The 16,168-nt window shown below is 44.7% G+C and carries 16 protein-coding genes and 1 pseudogene; 9 read left to right on the plus strand and 8 right to left on the minus strand.

Annotated elements, in window-relative coordinates; all coding sequences use genetic code 11:
* Window positions 1–125: 125 nt before the first annotated feature.
* The 3 genes from ACOMG9_RS15120 to ACOMG9_RS15130 all read right to left on the minus strand — a co-directional run bounded on the left by ACOMG9_RS15120 (window position 126) and on the right by ACOMG9_RS15130 (window position 3,051).
* A protein-coding gene (locus ACOMG9_RS15120) for an IS3 family transposase (protein WP_448215008.1) occupies window positions 126–1,690 on the minus strand; the annotation gives its coding sequence in 2 pieces (ribosomal slippage) (window positions 126–1,237 and window positions 1,237–1,690; 1,566 coding nt in all).
* Between the two features lie 57 nt (window positions 1,691–1,747).
* Window positions 1,748–2,275, minus strand: coding sequence for a restriction endonuclease (locus tag ACOMG9_RS15125; protein WP_494529049.1), 528 nt, complete (start codon window positions 2,273–2,275; stop codon window positions 1,748–1,750).
* A gap of 77 nt (window positions 2,276–2,352) precedes the next feature.
* A complete protein-coding gene (locus tag ACOMG9_RS15130) occupies window positions 2,353–3,051 on the minus strand; it encodes a hypothetical protein (protein ID WP_494529050.1) in 699 nt (232 codons plus the stop codon).
* A 1,313-nt stretch (window positions 3,052–4,364) separates the two neighbouring features.
* On the opposite strand from ACOMG9_RS15130, the pseudogene ltrA reads away from it, so the two are divergent.
* A pseudogene (ltrA, locus tag ACOMG9_RS15135) lies at window positions 4,365–5,567 on the plus strand (group II intron reverse transcriptase/maturase); the annotation flags it as partial.
* Window positions 5,568–5,648: 81 nt separating this feature from the next.
* Here ltrA and ACOMG9_RS15140 read toward each other — a convergent pair.
* Together ACOMG9_RS15140 and ACOMG9_RS15145 are read right to left on the minus strand one after the other, a co-directional pair.
* Window positions 5,649–6,353: a hypothetical protein gene (locus tag ACOMG9_RS15140; protein WP_448217487.1), complete on the minus strand. Its 705-nt coding sequence runs from the start codon at window positions 6,351–6,353 to the stop codon at window positions 5,649–5,651.
* Window positions 6,354–6,941: 588 nt separating this feature from the next.
* On the minus strand, window positions 6,942–7,250 hold the full coding sequence (locus tag ACOMG9_RS15145; RefSeq protein WP_494529051.1) for a DUF1272 domain-containing protein: 309 nt from the start codon (window positions 7,248–7,250) through the stop codon (window positions 6,942–6,944).
* Between the two features lie 451 nt (window positions 7,251–7,701).
* Between ACOMG9_RS15145 and istA the strand changes: the two genes are divergently transcribed.
* The 4 genes from istA to ACOMG9_RS15165 all read left to right on the plus strand — a co-directional run bounded on the left by istA (window position 7,702) and on the right by ACOMG9_RS15165 (window position 10,669).
* On the plus strand, window positions 7,702–9,255 hold the full coding sequence (gene istA / locus ACOMG9_RS15150) for an IS21 family transposase (protein WP_494529041.1): 1,554 nt from the start codon (window positions 7,702–7,704) through the stop codon (window positions 9,253–9,255).
* Between the two features lie 10 nt (window positions 9,256–9,265).
* Window positions 9,266–10,024, plus strand: coding sequence for an IS21-like element helper ATPase IstB (istB, locus tag ACOMG9_RS15155; RefSeq protein ID WP_317146525.1), 759 nt, complete (start codon window positions 9,266–9,268; stop codon window positions 10,022–10,024).
* Between the two features lie 98 nt (window positions 10,025–10,122).
* On the plus strand, window positions 10,123–10,230 hold the full coding sequence (locus ACOMG9_RS15160; protein WP_494529052.1) for a hypothetical protein: 108 nt from the start codon (window positions 10,123–10,125) through the stop codon (window positions 10,228–10,230).
* 196 nt (window positions 10,231–10,426) lie between these two features.
* The gene (locus tag ACOMG9_RS15165; RefSeq protein WP_422138330.1) at window positions 10,427–10,669 is read left to right on the plus strand and encodes a hypothetical protein; all 243 of its coding nucleotides are present in this window, start codon (window positions 10,427–10,429) and stop codon (window positions 10,667–10,669) included.
* A 51-nt stretch (window positions 10,670–10,720) separates the two neighbouring features.
* Here the strand turns inward: ACOMG9_RS15165 and ACOMG9_RS15170 are convergent, their stop codons facing one another.
* From ACOMG9_RS15170 to ACOMG9_RS15180, 3 genes are all read right to left on the minus strand, one after another.
* A complete protein-coding gene (locus ACOMG9_RS15170) occupies window positions 10,721–11,209 on the minus strand; it encodes a hypothetical protein (protein ID WP_494529053.1) in 489 nt (162 codons plus the stop codon).
* A gap of 260 nt (window positions 11,210–11,469) precedes the next feature.
* Window positions 11,470–12,222, minus strand: coding sequence for a hypothetical protein (locus tag ACOMG9_RS15175; protein ID WP_257294221.1), 753 nt, complete (start codon window positions 12,220–12,222; stop codon window positions 11,470–11,472).
* On the minus strand, window positions 12,219–12,788 hold the full coding sequence (locus ACOMG9_RS15180) for a ComF family protein (RefSeq protein ID WP_257294222.1): 570 nt from the start codon (window positions 12,786–12,788) through the stop codon (window positions 12,219–12,221). The genes ACOMG9_RS15175 and ACOMG9_RS15180 overlap by 4 nt, the downstream gene beginning before the upstream one ends.
* A gap of 277 nt (window positions 12,789–13,065) precedes the next feature.
* Here ACOMG9_RS15180 and ACOMG9_RS15185 point away from each other — a divergent pair, with 277 nt between their 5' ends.
* The 4 genes from ACOMG9_RS15185 to ACOMG9_RS15200 all read left to right on the plus strand — a co-directional run bounded on the left by ACOMG9_RS15185 (window position 13,066) and on the right by ACOMG9_RS15200 (window position 16,100).
* Complete coding sequence (locus ACOMG9_RS15185; protein WP_494529054.1) at window positions 13,066–14,010, plus strand: integron integrase; 945 nt, start codon at window positions 13,066–13,068, stop codon at window positions 14,008–14,010.
* 299 nt (window positions 14,011–14,309) lie between these two features.
* Window positions 14,310–14,828: a DUF2878 domain-containing protein gene (locus ACOMG9_RS15190; RefSeq protein ID WP_448217495.1), complete on the plus strand. Its 519-nt coding sequence runs from the start codon at window positions 14,310–14,312 to the stop codon at window positions 14,826–14,828.
* A complete protein-coding gene (locus ACOMG9_RS15195) occupies window positions 14,822–15,571 on the plus strand; it encodes a hypothetical protein (protein ID WP_494529055.1) in 750 nt (249 codons plus the stop codon). The genes ACOMG9_RS15190 and ACOMG9_RS15195 overlap by 7 nt, the downstream gene beginning before the upstream one ends.
* The gene (locus ACOMG9_RS15200; protein WP_448217497.1) at window positions 15,558–16,100 is read left to right on the plus strand and encodes a DUF3833 domain-containing protein; all 543 of its coding nucleotides are present in this window, start codon (window positions 15,558–15,560) and stop codon (window positions 16,098–16,100) included. The genes ACOMG9_RS15195 and ACOMG9_RS15200 overlap by 14 nt, the downstream gene beginning before the upstream one ends.
* The last annotated feature ends 68 nt before the right edge of the window (window positions 16,101–16,168 follow it).

Here is a 16,168-nt window from a genome sequence, read left to right on the forward strand (position 1 = left end):
CTCATTATTTAGTTCAACTTTAGAAAATATTAATCCTTTATAATGATTTTCATTGACAGTTTCAATATGTTTGAAAGGAAGATGGTATCGGAGTTTTTCAAGATAGTTGTCCCGAAAACTGAATTTTAGGCTGCCTTTTTCTCGTTAATTCTTGCTTCAGACAACCGCTCAGGATTCAGTGCAACCGCACCTACAGGCTCCCAGTTTCTGATAACTCCTGACCAGCGCGTTGGATTAGCTTCTCGCGCTTTGGTATACACCTGTTTCCGGTGATTCAGGATTTCCTGATCTCTTTTCTCATGCCGTTGCGCAGGTGTCACAAAGCGGATTGAGCTATGGCGGTGTTCATTGTTATAAAAGCGCTCAAACTTCAGCATCCACTGTCGACTGTGTTCTAACGTCAGAAAACCTTGAGATGGCCACTGAGGACAGTACTTCACCGTTTTAAAGATCGATTCTGCAAATGCGTTATCATTACTCACCCTTGGGCGACTATGAGAGGGAATAATGCCCAATTCCTCAAGCTTGGCCTTAAAGGTACTCGACGTCATTGGAGCCCCATTGTCTGAGTGCAGTACAAGCGGTGTTTTAGTGCATTTTTCAGCCACCATTGTCCGGTTAATCAGTTCACTGGCTAACTCACCAGACTCACGGCTATGAATCTCCCAACCAACAATCTTACGACTGTAAACGTCCAGTATCAGGTAGAGGTACCAGAACTGGCCGCGTACCCTGGAAGGTATGTAACTGATGTCCCAACACCAGACCTGGTTAGGGCCAGTAGCAACATAGGTTGTCGGCTTGTTGCTTTTCGATCGCTTTCTTGAACGACCGCGGTGGTGCAACTGACCATACTTTTTCAACACACGGTAAAAGCTAGATTCAGAAGCAACGTATACTCCCTTGTCTGCAAGGGCTGGCACGATCTGCGATGGTGGCAGGCTCGCATACTCATCTTCATTACTGATAGTCAGAATACGTTGCTCCTCTTCCTCAGTCAGTTTGTTAGAGGGTACCGGGCGCAAGGCATCCGGGCGTTTGTCCGTTAACACTGCACCATTGTCATCGCGCCAGCGATTCAGTGTTTTCAGGGATATTTCCAATTGTTCAGCAGCCTTCCAGCGAGAAGCGCCGTTTGCTATAGCCTCATCAAACCATGTCAGCAGTTGGCGGCGCTTATCGACAGGTGTCAGTTGTCCTCGCTGTCTATCCCGTAGAAGGCATCGAGCTTTTTTGATAGCACCAGCAGGGCTGCAGCTTCTGCCAACGCCTTGTCTTTACGGCGAAGCTCTTTTTCAAGGCTCTGATTGCGCTTACGCTCTTGTTTTAATTGCTTGCTTTCCTGGTCTGCACGCTGAGAAGCCTGAACAGCACCTGAAATACAAGCGTGCTTCCACTCCTTGACTTGTTGAGGATAAAGCCCTTTTTTACGGCAGTATTCACTTAACTCTGTTTCTGACAAAGCAGCGGTTTCGACGACCACGGCAAACTTGCTTTCAGCAGACCATTGTTCTGATTTTTGTTCGTTCCCTGGCACAGGTAATCCTTTGTCCCGTAGTTTTTTACGCCAATTATACAGGGTTTGTTCGCTGATACCTTCCTCTCTGGCAACATCCGGCACAGAGCGATTGTGTGGTGGTAACAGTTTTTTCAAAACAGCTGATTTACGTTCCTCTGAAAAACGAGGCATATTCAACGTCCATCGCCCACTGTCTAGCTTTTATTGGTTAATCAGTGAGCGGGACAACTATCCTGACACAGCGGGGTATTCTCCACACAAAATTCTTTCTGTTTGTTCAAAGAGTAAGTCAATGCTATTTTTTAAATTATATTGTTTTATTATTGATACTGATTTGGGACTGCATTCAATCATAGATTGGAGCTGCTGTCTATCCCAGATTTTCATTTTAAAGCCACTTCTATCAGAGTTTTCTGCATCGAAATTACTTTGAACAGTTGTGCTAGCAATAGTAGAAGTAATTAGAAAATAACCATCTACTTGAAATTTTTTACAAGCACTTCTCCAGTCCCCAAGCTCATTTTCATATACAGATTTGTTGCTGTGGGCTTTATGTTTACATTGAACTAAATACTTTATTGAGGTTGTTGTACCGATTTGATCTTTATTCTCAACTTCAACAATTAAGTCTTTCTTCTGGTCGGCACCTCTTGATGGTGAAGATAGAATTTTGACTCCATGACTTTCTAGAACATCTCTAATTAAGAGTTCAAAGTCTTCGCCATCATCGCTGATTCTTTTGAAATCAATAGTCATACTTATTCCACAAAACAAGGAAATATTAAATATCTATAAAGTCAATAAAATTTTGATTTATCACTTTTTTGAAAACACTACACTTTCGATTTTTTCGGCATAGCAGCTAGTTGTTGAAATTTATCCGTTCGCATTACAGATGCCCATAAGCAGAACTTTCTCATCCTGTTTTCATTTTTGTGATCGATTAATTTATTAGTGATCCATTGTAAGAGAAACAATGTTAATACTATGCTCAAAGCAAAGCCTAAGCCCATAAAGCTCTCATCTGTTTGCCAAAATAACACTACTGCAGTAGCTGATATGAAAGATGCAAATGTAACAAAGAATGGGTTGCTAGCAATATTTGCGGAAATATTTCTATTATTTTCATTGATACTGAAATGATAAGCAGAGCTGAACTTCTTTTGATTTATCATACCTACTTCGCTTGCATACTCTAAAAATAATAAAAATTGTAAGAATTCATATTTTCTACTGAAAAAAATTATTTCTTCCTCGAAGATTGGGAAATATTCTTTAAATGCAGCTTCTTTGTGTTTATCAAATTCTTTACAGAAAAGGAAACCGCCGCAAATGGCAAGAGCCAAACCAAAAAAGTACTCTGAAACACTTGATTTAGAAAATATGAATAGGAATGTGCCCATCGCCAAAATAGCGAGTTGACACAGTAATATAATCTTTTTGTCAAAAGGAATCACACCATATATACGCTTAATAACTTTAAAATATGTCGCCTTAATAGCGCACTTAAAATAATTGATATATTCGTTCAATAGTTATTCTCGATGAAGTAGGAGCAGCTAACGCCTGCGTGTGGGGTGCCGCCACAAGCGGCATCCCAGGCAGCTTGCTGCCGACACCACGCTTTTGTTAGGTTTTCGATTGTTTGAATGCCCCGGTGGTTGCCCACCGAGGACTTGGAATTAGAGTAAACCGATTTCGTGAAGAACCATTGTGCAGGCGGATACCGACATAATGATTCTATCTACACTGACGTTTACTCTGATTGCGATAAGCATTTTCATGGCTGATACCATTTCAATGCAGTCGCAACAGCGCTGCGCGACTACGTTAAACGTGGCCGTGCTTTGGTGGTTACTGTGATAGACGTACTTGTCCAGTGCGGGAACGCTGGGGTATTGCTTCTCAACATTGGCCACCTAACGGAGTGTGTGCCCACGCTCCGGGGAGTTTTTCAGCCGGGGCCGACTGTTCCCGCAGCCGGTTATCCTTGACTGGGAACTCCCAAACTTTTTATCTGCCGATAAGATTGCATGGCTTGACGAGCTTAGTATTTGAGCTAAATCACAGACGCCGGTTGAGGAAACCTAACCCTCATTATCAGTGGCTCGAACGCAGTGAGAGTCCACTGGATGATGTTGGTACGCCCGGCATGGGCATGAACTTATGGGGTGAAAGTCCCCTGTGGGTAAACCAGCATCGGATCTTGAGCCTAATAAGCCAACCGATGATAACCACTAGCTTAAGGCAAGTGCAATCCCGCGAGGGGTTGTGCGGAGGCAGTCTGACTGCAAAGGTGCGAGCCGACGGAGACTGGGCGTCCCCCATAAATCGCATACAAGGCCGAGTCTCGTGGGCGAGTGAGCCAATGATCACAAAGCCCTCTGGTTTGAGAGACACGGTAAATGCGGCGGTTGTGCACTGACAGTTCATGTTCTTATCCGGGGAGGTCTGTTCAACATGCGATTGGTTATTCCCAGTTCTCAGCCACTGGTTACAACAGGCTCGGCGAGCAAGATTCATCACCCTGTTCGAGCAAACCCGATGACAACCAATAGCGCCCAAAGGAGTAATCCTGTGTGGTGATTGAACAGAAGTCAGCAGACGTCATAGTAGTTGTTCGACAGGAGTCGTCAGCGAAGGACTGAACACCGATGACAAAGAGGAGACTGATTCCCTCAGCACAGTGCAGTCGTCCGGCGAAACACTGTGTCTGGCGACAGAATCTTTAACCAGCTTTGAACCACGATCTACTAAGTTGTGCACTGGAGCCTGCCAACTTACTGAAGGCATGCGACTGCAAGGATGCAGGAGGTAGGGCGAAGCAGGAGCCAGAGCCGAGAAACAGGTCAGAAGCAACAAGGGTGCTCCCGGCATTGATGGAGTCACCATTGAGGCTTACCCTGACTTTGCTAAACAGCATTGGTCCTCAGTGCGCCAAGCCTTACTGGATGGAACATATAAGCCGTCTCCGGTGCTTCGGGCTATCATTGAGAAACCCGATGGAGGAGAAAGGTTGCTTGGAATTCCTACCGTTCAGGATAGGGTTATACAACAGGCCATAGTGCAGGTGTTAACCCCCATCTTTGATCCCGGATTTTCAAACAGCAGCTTTGGTTACAGACCGGGAAGATCTGCACATGATGCTGTGCAACAGGTTAAACGCTATATCAAACAGGGGCTGCATCAGGCGGTTGACGTTGATCTGAGTCAGTTCTTTGATACCGTCAGCCATGATGTACTCATGTCGAGAGTCGCTCGTAAGATTAACGACAAGCGCCTGCTAAAACTGATTGGTCGCTACCTCCGTGCTGGCGTCATGATTGATGGGCAATGCTACCCGACACGGGTGGGTATGCCACAAGGCGGTCCACTTTCACCGCTGCTGTCGAATGTACTTCTTGATGACCTGGACAAGGAACTGGAATATCGGGGTCACTGTTTCGCAAGATATTGCGATGACTTCGTGATATTGGTTCACAGCCAACGGGCAGGGGAAAGGGTGATGGAAAGCATCACCCGGTACCTTGAGCGTCGACTGAAACTGACAATCAACCCGACCAAAAGCAAGGTGGTGAAATCCACTGAGGTCGAGTTCCTGAGTTTTACCTTCACAGGGAAGAGAATCCGCTGGTCACAGAAAAGCCTGCTTCGCTTCAAACGGAAAATCATCAAACTCACCAGCCGTAGCTGGGGAGTCTCGATGGGCTACCGCCTGCGAAAGCTTGCCGAATATATCCGGGGCTGGATGGGTTATTTCAGAATAACCGAATATTACCGTCCTATACCGCTGCTGGATCAATGGATACGTCGGCGCATCCGTTGCTGTTTTATTAAGCAGTGGCGCAAGCCGAAAACCCGTTATCGAAATTTAGTCAAGTTAGGCGTTGATCATATCAAGGCCGCTTCGATTGCAGCCAGCAGCAAAGGGTATTATCGGTTGAGCAAAACCTTTGCAACTCAGCAGGCACTCAACGACAGTTATCTTGCAAATATTGGGCTTGTTTCCCTGAAAGAGTTATGGATCAGGTTTCACTATCCTCGGTGAACCGCCCGGTGCGGACCCGCACGCCGTGGTGGTGTGGGGGCTGGAGGTTAGAGACCTCCGGCTACCCGATTTATACGGATTCTAGAATATTACTGATTGAGCTAATACTTTAACCATGAGCAATACAAATAATATGATTGGAATCCCAATCAAACATAGAAAAATGCTAATCAAAAACTTAGTGATTCGTCTTCTTAAAGGCTCTGGTTTTAGTTCAGGAAATGCTTTCGCATATTCATTTATTTTAGATAAAGCAATATCATTAGCTTTTTTTGCATTTTTGTACTTTAAAGCGTCTGAAACAATAGAGAGAATAAATTCATATGTTGTTTCTAAAGCTGCTTCCTTATATTTATCTTTGACCCAATGACTCTGATAATGTAGTGATTTTTCTTTATAGGTTTTTCCATAAACTAATGATATGGAATTAAAGTTTGATCTGATTTTTGATTTTCTTATTCTTAGTAAACTTATATCAAATACGTCTTCTATTTGCTTTCCTAAAATTGGTTCTCTCACAAGAACAGAGTTCACAACATCAATTAAAAAATACTTCGAATGTAAGAAATATTTGAAAGTTATCACCCAGCCAAAGGCAATGAACAAAATTATCAAAACGGATAAAAACATTCCTGCATTGACATAAAAGGCATATCCAAAAACTAATATCATTAATGTATAAAGAATAGAAAGAACTATTGCTTGCAATAAGCTTCCATTTGACTTTATTTTTATATGACTGTCGTCTTTTATTTCGAAAATTGGATATTTAAGTTTATATGTCATTGTTTTGTATATCCGTATAACGCCATGCTGTGGGGCGCCGCACAGCGGCGTCCCAGCCCCTTTAGGGGCGACACCAGCAACTTGTTAGCATGGCAGCCCACCCGCAAGGGCAAATGGTGAATGATGCAGAGGATTAGCAGCCTTCTTGCTGAACTGATTGAAGCGCACAATCTCTGATATTTAAAAGCTTCCAGGCGATAAAGAAGCTGATGCAACTTTGAACTGGCATAGGGCAACTGAGCAAAAAGTACCGATAAACTGAAAACCAACGCTGACATGCCCAACGATACACCGCAGATTTTTCAGCGACAGACTTCACACCAGCAGACATGAACTGCTGAGAACTACTGAAAAGTTAGTGTAACAGTGTCTTTTTGCTGGGAGGTTCTAACTCGAAACCCACCATAGACAGTGAACCCAAAAGCTCTTTTTGAAAACTGGTCTTTTCACAACCAGAAACTCTCTATTATTGCTGCCTGCTAACGCCGCGCACAGCGGCTGGCAAACCTGTCACTTTTTGTGCCACAGGCACAAAAAGTGACAGGTTTGACAGTCCGTTGCTGCGCCTTGTTATGTGCTGGCTCCACTTTAACGAATCTCTGGTTCTATGCTTTTGACTTTACTACAAAACTCTTCGATTTCTTGCCTGCTAAACTTAGTCAGGACTCTTTGATCGGATGCTGGTTGATCCGATAGACTTACATTGTTTCTTCGTGCTGTTTTTGGACGAATTGGCCTTTGAGTAAAACCACCACCGCAGTTTGGACACACATTGTGCAGCACATTTTCCACGCACGTAGAGCAAAACGTGCACTCATAAGTACAGATGCAAGCACCAGTGGATTCGGGCGGTAAGTCCTTATCGCAAAGTTCACAGTTTGGACGTAGCTCTAACATATTTAAACTTCCTTATTTCTCACCAAGTTAAAATGCGCGTTGTCTGAGTACGATGGCACATAACCGCAAAGCTGACGGGCGCACAGTATGTGCGTCCCTGTTGAGCGTGTTGTTATGTGGCGATTGGCACGGAGAGCAAGATAAATGACTCAGGAGCAACTGATTAGTGAATTACAGGCATACATTGATCGACACTACAATGGTGCATATTCTGGCATCGCTTGAACACTGATTCTGGTAACTCTTGAACACCTATTCTGGCGGCGCTTGAACACCCATTCTGTTAACTCTTGAACACTTTTTGGCGATTTCCAGAATCGCTGTTCAACTGCCCAGAATCCGTGTTCAAGCCTCCAGAATCTGAAACCTCTTCTTTCGGTAGATTATCTCTTACGCATTGATTTCCTTGAACTTTAGCCGCTGACCTTTCTAAACAGAAAGGACAGCAGCCATGCCAGATAACAGGATTTCCATGCGAAAACTTCAAGAAATACTCCGGATGCGCTTTGAGTACCGCCTCAGCATCCGGCAAATAGCTCGCAGCACGCGGGTTAGTGTTGGCACTGTGTCCAACTACGTTCAGGCCTTTGAGCGGTCGCCACTGAGCTGGCCTCTGTCCTCAGATTGCTCTGAGGCTACTCTGGTGCAAACATTGTTCCCTGAGGCCCCACTGTCGAGCCGCCAAGGTCTGGTCGACCCGGTCTGGGGCGTTATTCACCAGTCACTCAAGCGCAAGGAGGTGACCAAGCAAATACTCTGGGAGGAGTACTGCCAGGAGAGCACTCTCAATGCCTACAGCTACTCGCAGTTTTGTCACCGCTACAACCAGTGGCTGGGCTGCCAGAAACGTTCCATGCGACAGCATCACAAGGCGGGTGAAAAATTGTTTGTAGACTACGCCGGTCTTACGGTCACTGTCGTTAATCCAAAGACCGGTGAGATCGCTCATAACGCCCAGATTTTCGTAGCGGTGATGGGAGCCTCTAACTACACCTACGCAGAAGCCACCCTGTCCCAGAAGTCCGAAGACTGGCTGGGGTCTCATGTTCGGGCCTTTGAGTTCTTTGGAGGTATTCCCGCTGTCGTGGTACCAGACAACCTCAGGAGCGGTGTCAGTAAGGCTTGCCGTTATGAACCGGACCTGAACCCGGCTTACCAACACCTGGCCAACCACTACCAGGTGGCGGTCATTCCAGCTCGGCCCTACAAGCCCAAGGACAAGGCGAAAGCCGAAGTGGGTGTACAGTTGGTTGAACGCTGGATACTGGCCAGACTTCGTCATGAGACCTTCTTTACCCTGGCAGAACTGAACAGTCGTATACGGGAGCTATTGACTGAACTCAACCTTAAGCCCTTTCAAAAACTGCCAGGTACACGACGAAGTACCTTTGAGCAACTGGATGAACCCACTTTGCGACCTTTGCCCAAACAGGCCTTTGAGTACGCTGAGTTCAGCAAAGCCAGGGTGAACATTGACTATCACATTCACTGTAAAGGCCATTACTACTCAGTGCCTCATCAGCTGGTCAAGAAAGAGGTGGAAGTTCAGGCAACAGAACATACGGTCACTGTCTTCTGCAAAGGTGAAGTTGTGGCCTGTCACCCCCGTAAGTTCACAACCGGTTTTACCACTCAATCAGCCCATATGCCTGAACGACATAGCAAGCACCAGGAGTGGACACCGGAACGACTGCTGGAGTGGGCAAAACAGCTGGGCCCCGATGTTCACTGGATAACTCAGTATCTGTTGAACAGTCGTGAGCATCCGGAGCAGGCTTATCGGTCTTGCCTGGGGTTATTGAACCTCAAACGGGATTACGGAGCTGACCGGTTAAACAATGCTTGCGCCCATGCCCGGAAAATCAAAGGTTACCGACTCAAGAATATCCGGGCGATCCTGCAATCAGGTAAAGACAAACAGGCTCTTCAACCTGAGGTGAAACAAACGACACTACCTCTTCATGACAGCCACGAAAATGTTCGTGGTGCAGCCAGCTATCAGTAACCGGAGACGTATCATGATGAATCAAACTCTGACCCGTCTGCGGTCACTGCGCCTGACAGGCATGGCCGATGCCCTGGCTCAGCAACTGGAGCAGCCCGGCACCTACGACAGCCTGAGCTTTGTGGAGCGGCTGGCCCTCCTGACAGAACAGGAAGAGACCGAGCGCAATAACAAACGTCTTGCCCGGTTACTGAGGGCGGCCAGATTTAAGCTGGCTGCACGGGTAGACGACATTGACTACGAACATCCCCGGGGGTTGAAGAAAGTCCAAATAGCCACATTGTCCAGCGAGGATTGGTTAAACAGGCACAGGAACCTGCTGATTACCGGACCTTGTGGCAGTGGTAAAAGTTACCTGGCTTGTGCACTGGGACACCGGGCCTGCATACAGGGTTACAGTGTCCGCTATTACCGACTCTCGCGCTTACTGGAAGAGCTGAGCCTTGCCCATGGTGATGGCAGCTACAGCAGGCAACTCAAGCAACTGGCGAAGGTGGATTTGTTGATACTGGATGACTGGGGGCTGGAACCTCTGACCCAGCAGCAACGCAACGATTTACTGGAAGTGATGGATGACCGTCACGAACAAAGTTCAACGTTGGTTACCAGCCAGCTACCGACCCGGCAATGGCATGGCAGCATCGGTGATGAGACTCTGGCAGACGCCATTCTGGATCGCCTGATGCACAACGCCCACAGGATTACGCTGAAAGGGGAATCCATGCGCAAGAAGCTGGGAAAACTGGAAACACTTGAACACTTGGACTAAAAATCAGACTGGGTGATGCGTAGGAGATCCAGGGTGTTCAAATGAACCAGAATAGGTGTTCAAGCTGACCAGAATATGCAAATGGTCGTCAAATAGAAATGGCTAAAGCACTAGGGGTCAATGGAGCTTACCTATCTAGTGTAATGAATGGACACAAAGAGCCTAGCGGACAAATATTGCGGTTACTGGGATTAAAGAGGTTGTAAGGATAGTGAAATATGTTGAGGTCACTTGATCCGCCCAAGCAGCGTGGGTTTACGAGTCATGCTCTACCTACCTCAAATATATTGTATTGCAATGTGGTTGATTAAGCCACATAACCGCAAAGCTGACGGGCGCACAGTATGTGCGTCCTTGTTGAGCGTGTTGTTAGGCTAAAACTGGAAACCCACAGGTAAAAAAATGGAAACAGAAACAATCGACAAATTATTTCTTGAACTCAGTCAGATAACGAAAGCTAAAACTGAGACAGAACTGATTTTGGGCGTTGCTGTCGAGAGAGCGTTTAAAGCTGGATTAAGTATTGGTAATTCCCCTACATTCTCGATGCAAGATAGTCAAAAACGATGGGAGGGATACAGAGACTACCATCTGCAAGAAGTAGCAGAACACTTAAAAACACTTCCAAGACTTGATGAAGCCTAACGCTTACATTTCAGGGGCTGCGCCGCAGGCGCAGTCCCCTGGTAATTCTTGTTAGGTGCCTTTGTAACTCCAGTCACCCATCTGACTTTTGTCGTGGATACTGCTTTCTGGAATTGCTCTGGCCTCAGCTTCTTGTTCTTCCCTCCATGCAGCCCGGGCTTTCGCAGCTTCTCTTTCGAGCTGTTCTTCTTCCCAATTATAATTCTCGTTTTCGTAGTACTCTTCCCAGTACTCAGCCTCCCTATCCCTTTCTTCTGACTCCTCTTTCGTTAGCCACTCCCCTCCGGCACACCAAAACATTTTTTCGACAGACACAGGAAGATCTACTCTTGCTTCAAGAATCTGTAAATATGTTGCCTCCAGTTTTTCCTCTTGCCACTCCCAAAATAAATCAAGCATGTCCTGCTTATACCACCTGATCATCATTAGATCTTGCTTATCAGCTTTTTTTCCTAAATTTGCCTTTTGCAGTGCGACTACTTTTTCTGCTAGTTGCTCCAGTTGTTCTTCTAACTGGTTAACTCTTTGCCACGGTTCCATCCATATTATTCTCAATATTATTTAGAATTACAGGCTCTACCTTACCAACCTAATATTCGGCCTTTAATGTAAGCCGTAAAATAAATTTATCTATTTAAGCTGACAATTTCATCCTCCTGTTTTTAATATTAAAAACATTAACAATAACAATCTACCTACTTTGTAGTCTATTCGGAATTCATGCACCTAACGCCGCGCTCTGCGGCAAATTTGGAGCGCAGCGTAAAATTTGTCCGACAGCAGCGCCTTGTTAGGTGAATTCATAGCAGGCTTAATTCTTCAGGTGGGCGATTTTTCTTAATCCAATCTTCAATCCAAGATATAAAATCGTCAGTGAACTTAATACCCTTTACCACACCGTGATATTTATCAATCATAAATAGGTTTTTGAAATCATCTGATGGCAAATAAATGCCATCTTCCTTTTTGATAATTTTGTTTTCCAGAAGACATTTATTTAAAGCCCTTGTATTGCTGAAAAACTCCTCTCCTTCACTTTGTAGATATTCAACAACTTCAGCGGCGGTATATCCGTTATTTTTTCTGAATATAAAATCAATTTCGGTTTTTGCTATCTTTGATGGAGGAAGATATGAATCGACTTCCTTTAAATATACTTTCACTTTTTTATCATTTTCCAATGCTCGATTAATATTTGCATAGCTGCCTTTGCTAACGCCATCCCACACTACAAGACTGTAATCACTTTCAAGTGTCATGGCAGCATCTTTTTCTTTTTGTCTCTCACGTTCTTTTTTTGAATCGCTTTGAACATTAACAAATTTCGACTTAAATCCTGACGCTTTATAGCGTGGAGATTGATAGATCGAATAAACTACAACAGAGTTATAGCCAACCTTTTTGCAATAATCCTGCACCATTGTATCAATGCCGTTCGCGTCACCCACTAGTATTTCGATGCCGCCCTTACAAATGGCATCGATACTAGACTTCACACAATTTGGCAGCTTTTTAATAGTGATTGAACCTGATATAAAAACTCTTTCACTCATCTGTTTACTCTCGTCTTTGTTAGCGTGACGACATAGACGTTTTGAACCTGGCCTTCGTTATAAAGAACTTTTGTAATTTCATTTAATGTTGTTCCCGATCGGAACAAATCATCAAATAAAAGAATTTTACCATTTTTATACCTCAGATCATCCACCTTAAATGCACCGGCAATGATTTTTTCCCTTTCAGCCTGATCGGTTACTCCTTTCAACTGATCCGTTGGTCGGGTCTTAATTAGATAATCGAGGTCATGCGGTATACCTAAGGCTTCACTAATCTTCTTTGCTATCTCCTGAACAGGTTGAAGCTCCCTACTAAATGATGGTGGGACAGAGATGATTGCATTTAAGTATGGAGTCACCACTCTTGTGCGAAGAAACTCCACAGCAGTTTTGGCTAGCGGCTCAATTTGAGAATAGTCAGAGTGATATTTTAACTGATTCAATGCCTTTCCAGTGTCCGTGTACGTAGTATCAAACCCTCCATCAGGGAGGGGAATGCTACTAACTGTATGTAAATCAATTGCCCAGCCAGCCTTCCAATTTCCATGTATTTCGTAGGACATATGCTTCTATTCACCTAACAGCTATTAGATCTCAAGCAAGTGATATTAGATATTACACTCACACGCGGCATATCCCCCTAAATCAAGAAATATCAACTCACTTGAGATATATCCCGACTTTTCAACCTGTCAAAAAGTCATTAATTATCAACAGACTATGGGCCATTTTACATACCGCCCCGAATAGGACGCAAGTGAGTTATTTGCATTTTTGGTTTTCTCTTCAATAATACTGTACAAAATAACAGTTGTTGAGTTTACCATGCCATCTCCTTTTATGACTGAAGTACGCAACACCCTCAGAGTGAAGCGCTATAGCTATAAAACTGAACAGTCCTATTGTTATTGGATCAAGTACTTCATTCGTTATCAACACATGAAGCATCCTCAGTATTTAGGGCCTGATCATGTCAGACAATTTTTGACTTATCTTGCTGTTCAGCGTCGGGTTGCGACTTCAACGCAAAATCAGGCATTGAATGCTCTGAACTTTTTATACAAACAAGTTTTAGGTAGACCTTTGGGGGATGTCAGCAATCTGGTCAAAGCCAAAAAGGCCACAAAGATTCCTGTGGTGTTTGAACGGCATGAAGTGAATGCAATTTTCGCAGTGATCAGCACTGCACATAAGTTACCGGTTCAACTGATGTATGGTTCCGGGTTGCGGCTAATGGAGTGCCTTCGCCTGCGTATTAAGGACATTGATTTCAACCGTATGGCCATTATTGTTCGCAGTGGTAAAGGCAATAAGGACCGGGTAACCATCTTGCCAGACCGGCTTATTCCTGAGCTAAAAGCTCGCATAAGCGAGGTTCGCCTTCTCCATATCATGGATAAAGAGGCCGGTTTTGGTGAAGTATGGATGCCGGATTCTCTGGCAAAAAAATACCCATCTGAGGCAAAAAGCCTTCATTGGCAGTATCTATTTTGTTCTCACAAGCGTTCAATCGATCCAAGAGATGGACGTGAGCGACGCCATCATATTGATGACAGTACTTTGCAACGAGCAGTAAAACGAGCCATTGAGTTATCCGGTATAGAAAAGAAAGGGAGCTGCCATACTTTCAGACATTCTTTTGCCACGCATTTGCTTGATGATGGCTACGATATACGAACGGTTCAGGAGCTTTTTGGACACAGAGACCTGAAGACAACCCAGATCTACACTCACGTGTTAAACCGTGGTGGCCATGCAGTAAAGAGCCCTTTGTGCAAAATATAACAGGCACGCTACCGCCCGGGGAGTTCCCCGAAACAGCTGAAGAGCACGTATCCCTGCGGCTCAATGGCTTCCTGCCTGTCTGAATGAATAGAATCTATTGAGCGACATTGTGCCAATATTCTCTATAGAAAGGTAGGTAGTAGTGATTATATTTATTGCAGTCTTATATTTTTCGTGATCCATTCACCACGCCTATACGTAGAAAAAGGCATAACAATAGGTTGGCTGGCAGGCACGACAAGGAGTGAAGTTATATGGGTTACCGGAGCGGCGATTGATGCAGGCAGGGTCAATATATTATGGCTAAAGTAAGCAAGCGTTTATTAGTCTTTAACGCTGTGTTGTTTCAGCTGGTTTGGTTTATTGCTGTGCAAGGTGACAATCTGTATGCGCTATTGGCATTACTCTTCTTGCTTGTTATGCACTTCACGCTAATGAAACCGGACGCACAGGAGTTACGACTGATCTTTGCCGTACCAGTCGTTGGTATCGTTGCTGACACTTTAATTATGAATGCAGGATGGATTGAGTATCAGAGTACTGATCATTTTCTTATTCCTATCTGGCTATGCGTTTTGTGGGTTGCGTTCGCGACTACTCTTAAACATTCGATGAGTTGGGTATTTAAGACCTTCTGGTTACCTCCATTGGTGGGCTTGCTGGTTGTGCCATTCAGTTATTGGGCAGGCATTAAATTATCAGGGGCTCAGCTTTTGATCCCCATGGAAAGGCTACTGCTGCTGGAAGGCCTGGTCTGGGCTGTTTTATTGACTCTGATTGGCCATACAACAAGAAAACAGGAACAATCCTTATGCTAGCGTCTTTAAACCCAAAATCGATCATTATATTCAACCCGGTTCTATTACTCTCTCCGTTCGCTCAAGCAGATCATCCGTCACTCACCGGTTATGCTTATCATAAGGGAACAAAAGAGCTTGCCTACACAGAAGAGCACACATTCCCGGACTCCCTGTCTCATCATGTTGTTTATAAAGAGACTGACGGAAGTATTTTCGCCAGCAAAACCATTGACTACAGCGATAGCTATATTGCGCCGGATATCATCCAGACAAATCAGCGTAATGGTGAACTGATCAAAACCGAGTTCGTGGACGATGCAATCAAAGTTTCTTACAGAACAAGCTTCGGTGCAGACACTCAACAATCAGACATTGCCTTTTCCCCTGACCTGGTGATCGATGCCGGCTTCGATCACTACATTCGTTTAAACTGGGACGCCCTCATAGCAGAAAAAGAAACAGTGATTCAATACCTGATACCAAGCCACCAACGAAAAATCGATCTCCGCATAAAAACTGTTGAATGCAAAAAATACCTGAAAAAGACTCATATTTGCTTCAATATTGCCGCAGACAGCTGGTTATACCGCATGCTCTCGTCGTCACTTACACTCAGCTATGACAAGCAAAGTCAAAAGCTGATGATTTTCTCTGGCCGCTCTAATATCAGCGATAAGAACGGTGATTATCAGGACGTCACTATTCGCTATCAATTCCATACACCTATTAAAAACCAAGAGATTAGTTATGTTGCGAATTAGCACTCTGCTGATGGTTCTGTTTTTATTTGGCTGCAACTCCGTCGATATCAGTCAATATCAAGATAACCAACCCACTCTCTCATTACCGGAGTTTTTCAATGGTCCTCTGACAGCCCACGGGATTCTGAAGAATCGAAGCGGCGAGGTAATACGCTACTTTAACGCCACCATGACAGGGAGCTGGGACGAAGAGGGGATTGGCACTCTGGATGAGGATTTTATTTTTGACGACGGTGAAAAACAAAAACGTATCTGGACATTCACACCGGATGGCAAGGGCAGCTACCTGGCCAGTGCAGGAGACGTTAAAGAAGCCGTTCCTGTGAAAACATCTGGCAATGCCTTATTTATGGCGTATGTACTGAACATCCTCTACAAGGGTGAACCTCTCGAAGTGTCGATAGACGACAAAATGTACCTGGTCAGCGATAAAGTCATCATCAATGAATCCATCATGACCAAGTTCGGTATCGACTTGGGCTATATTACTCTGACGATCATCAAAGACGGGAATGATACCGGCAGCTGAAGATAGTTTCCGCTTGGGCATTCGATCCATGCAGTAGTTTCATCTGCTTTAATATCTATTCGCGAAAG

It is taken from the genome of Endozoicomonas sp. PH6C, from assembly GCF_059322965.1.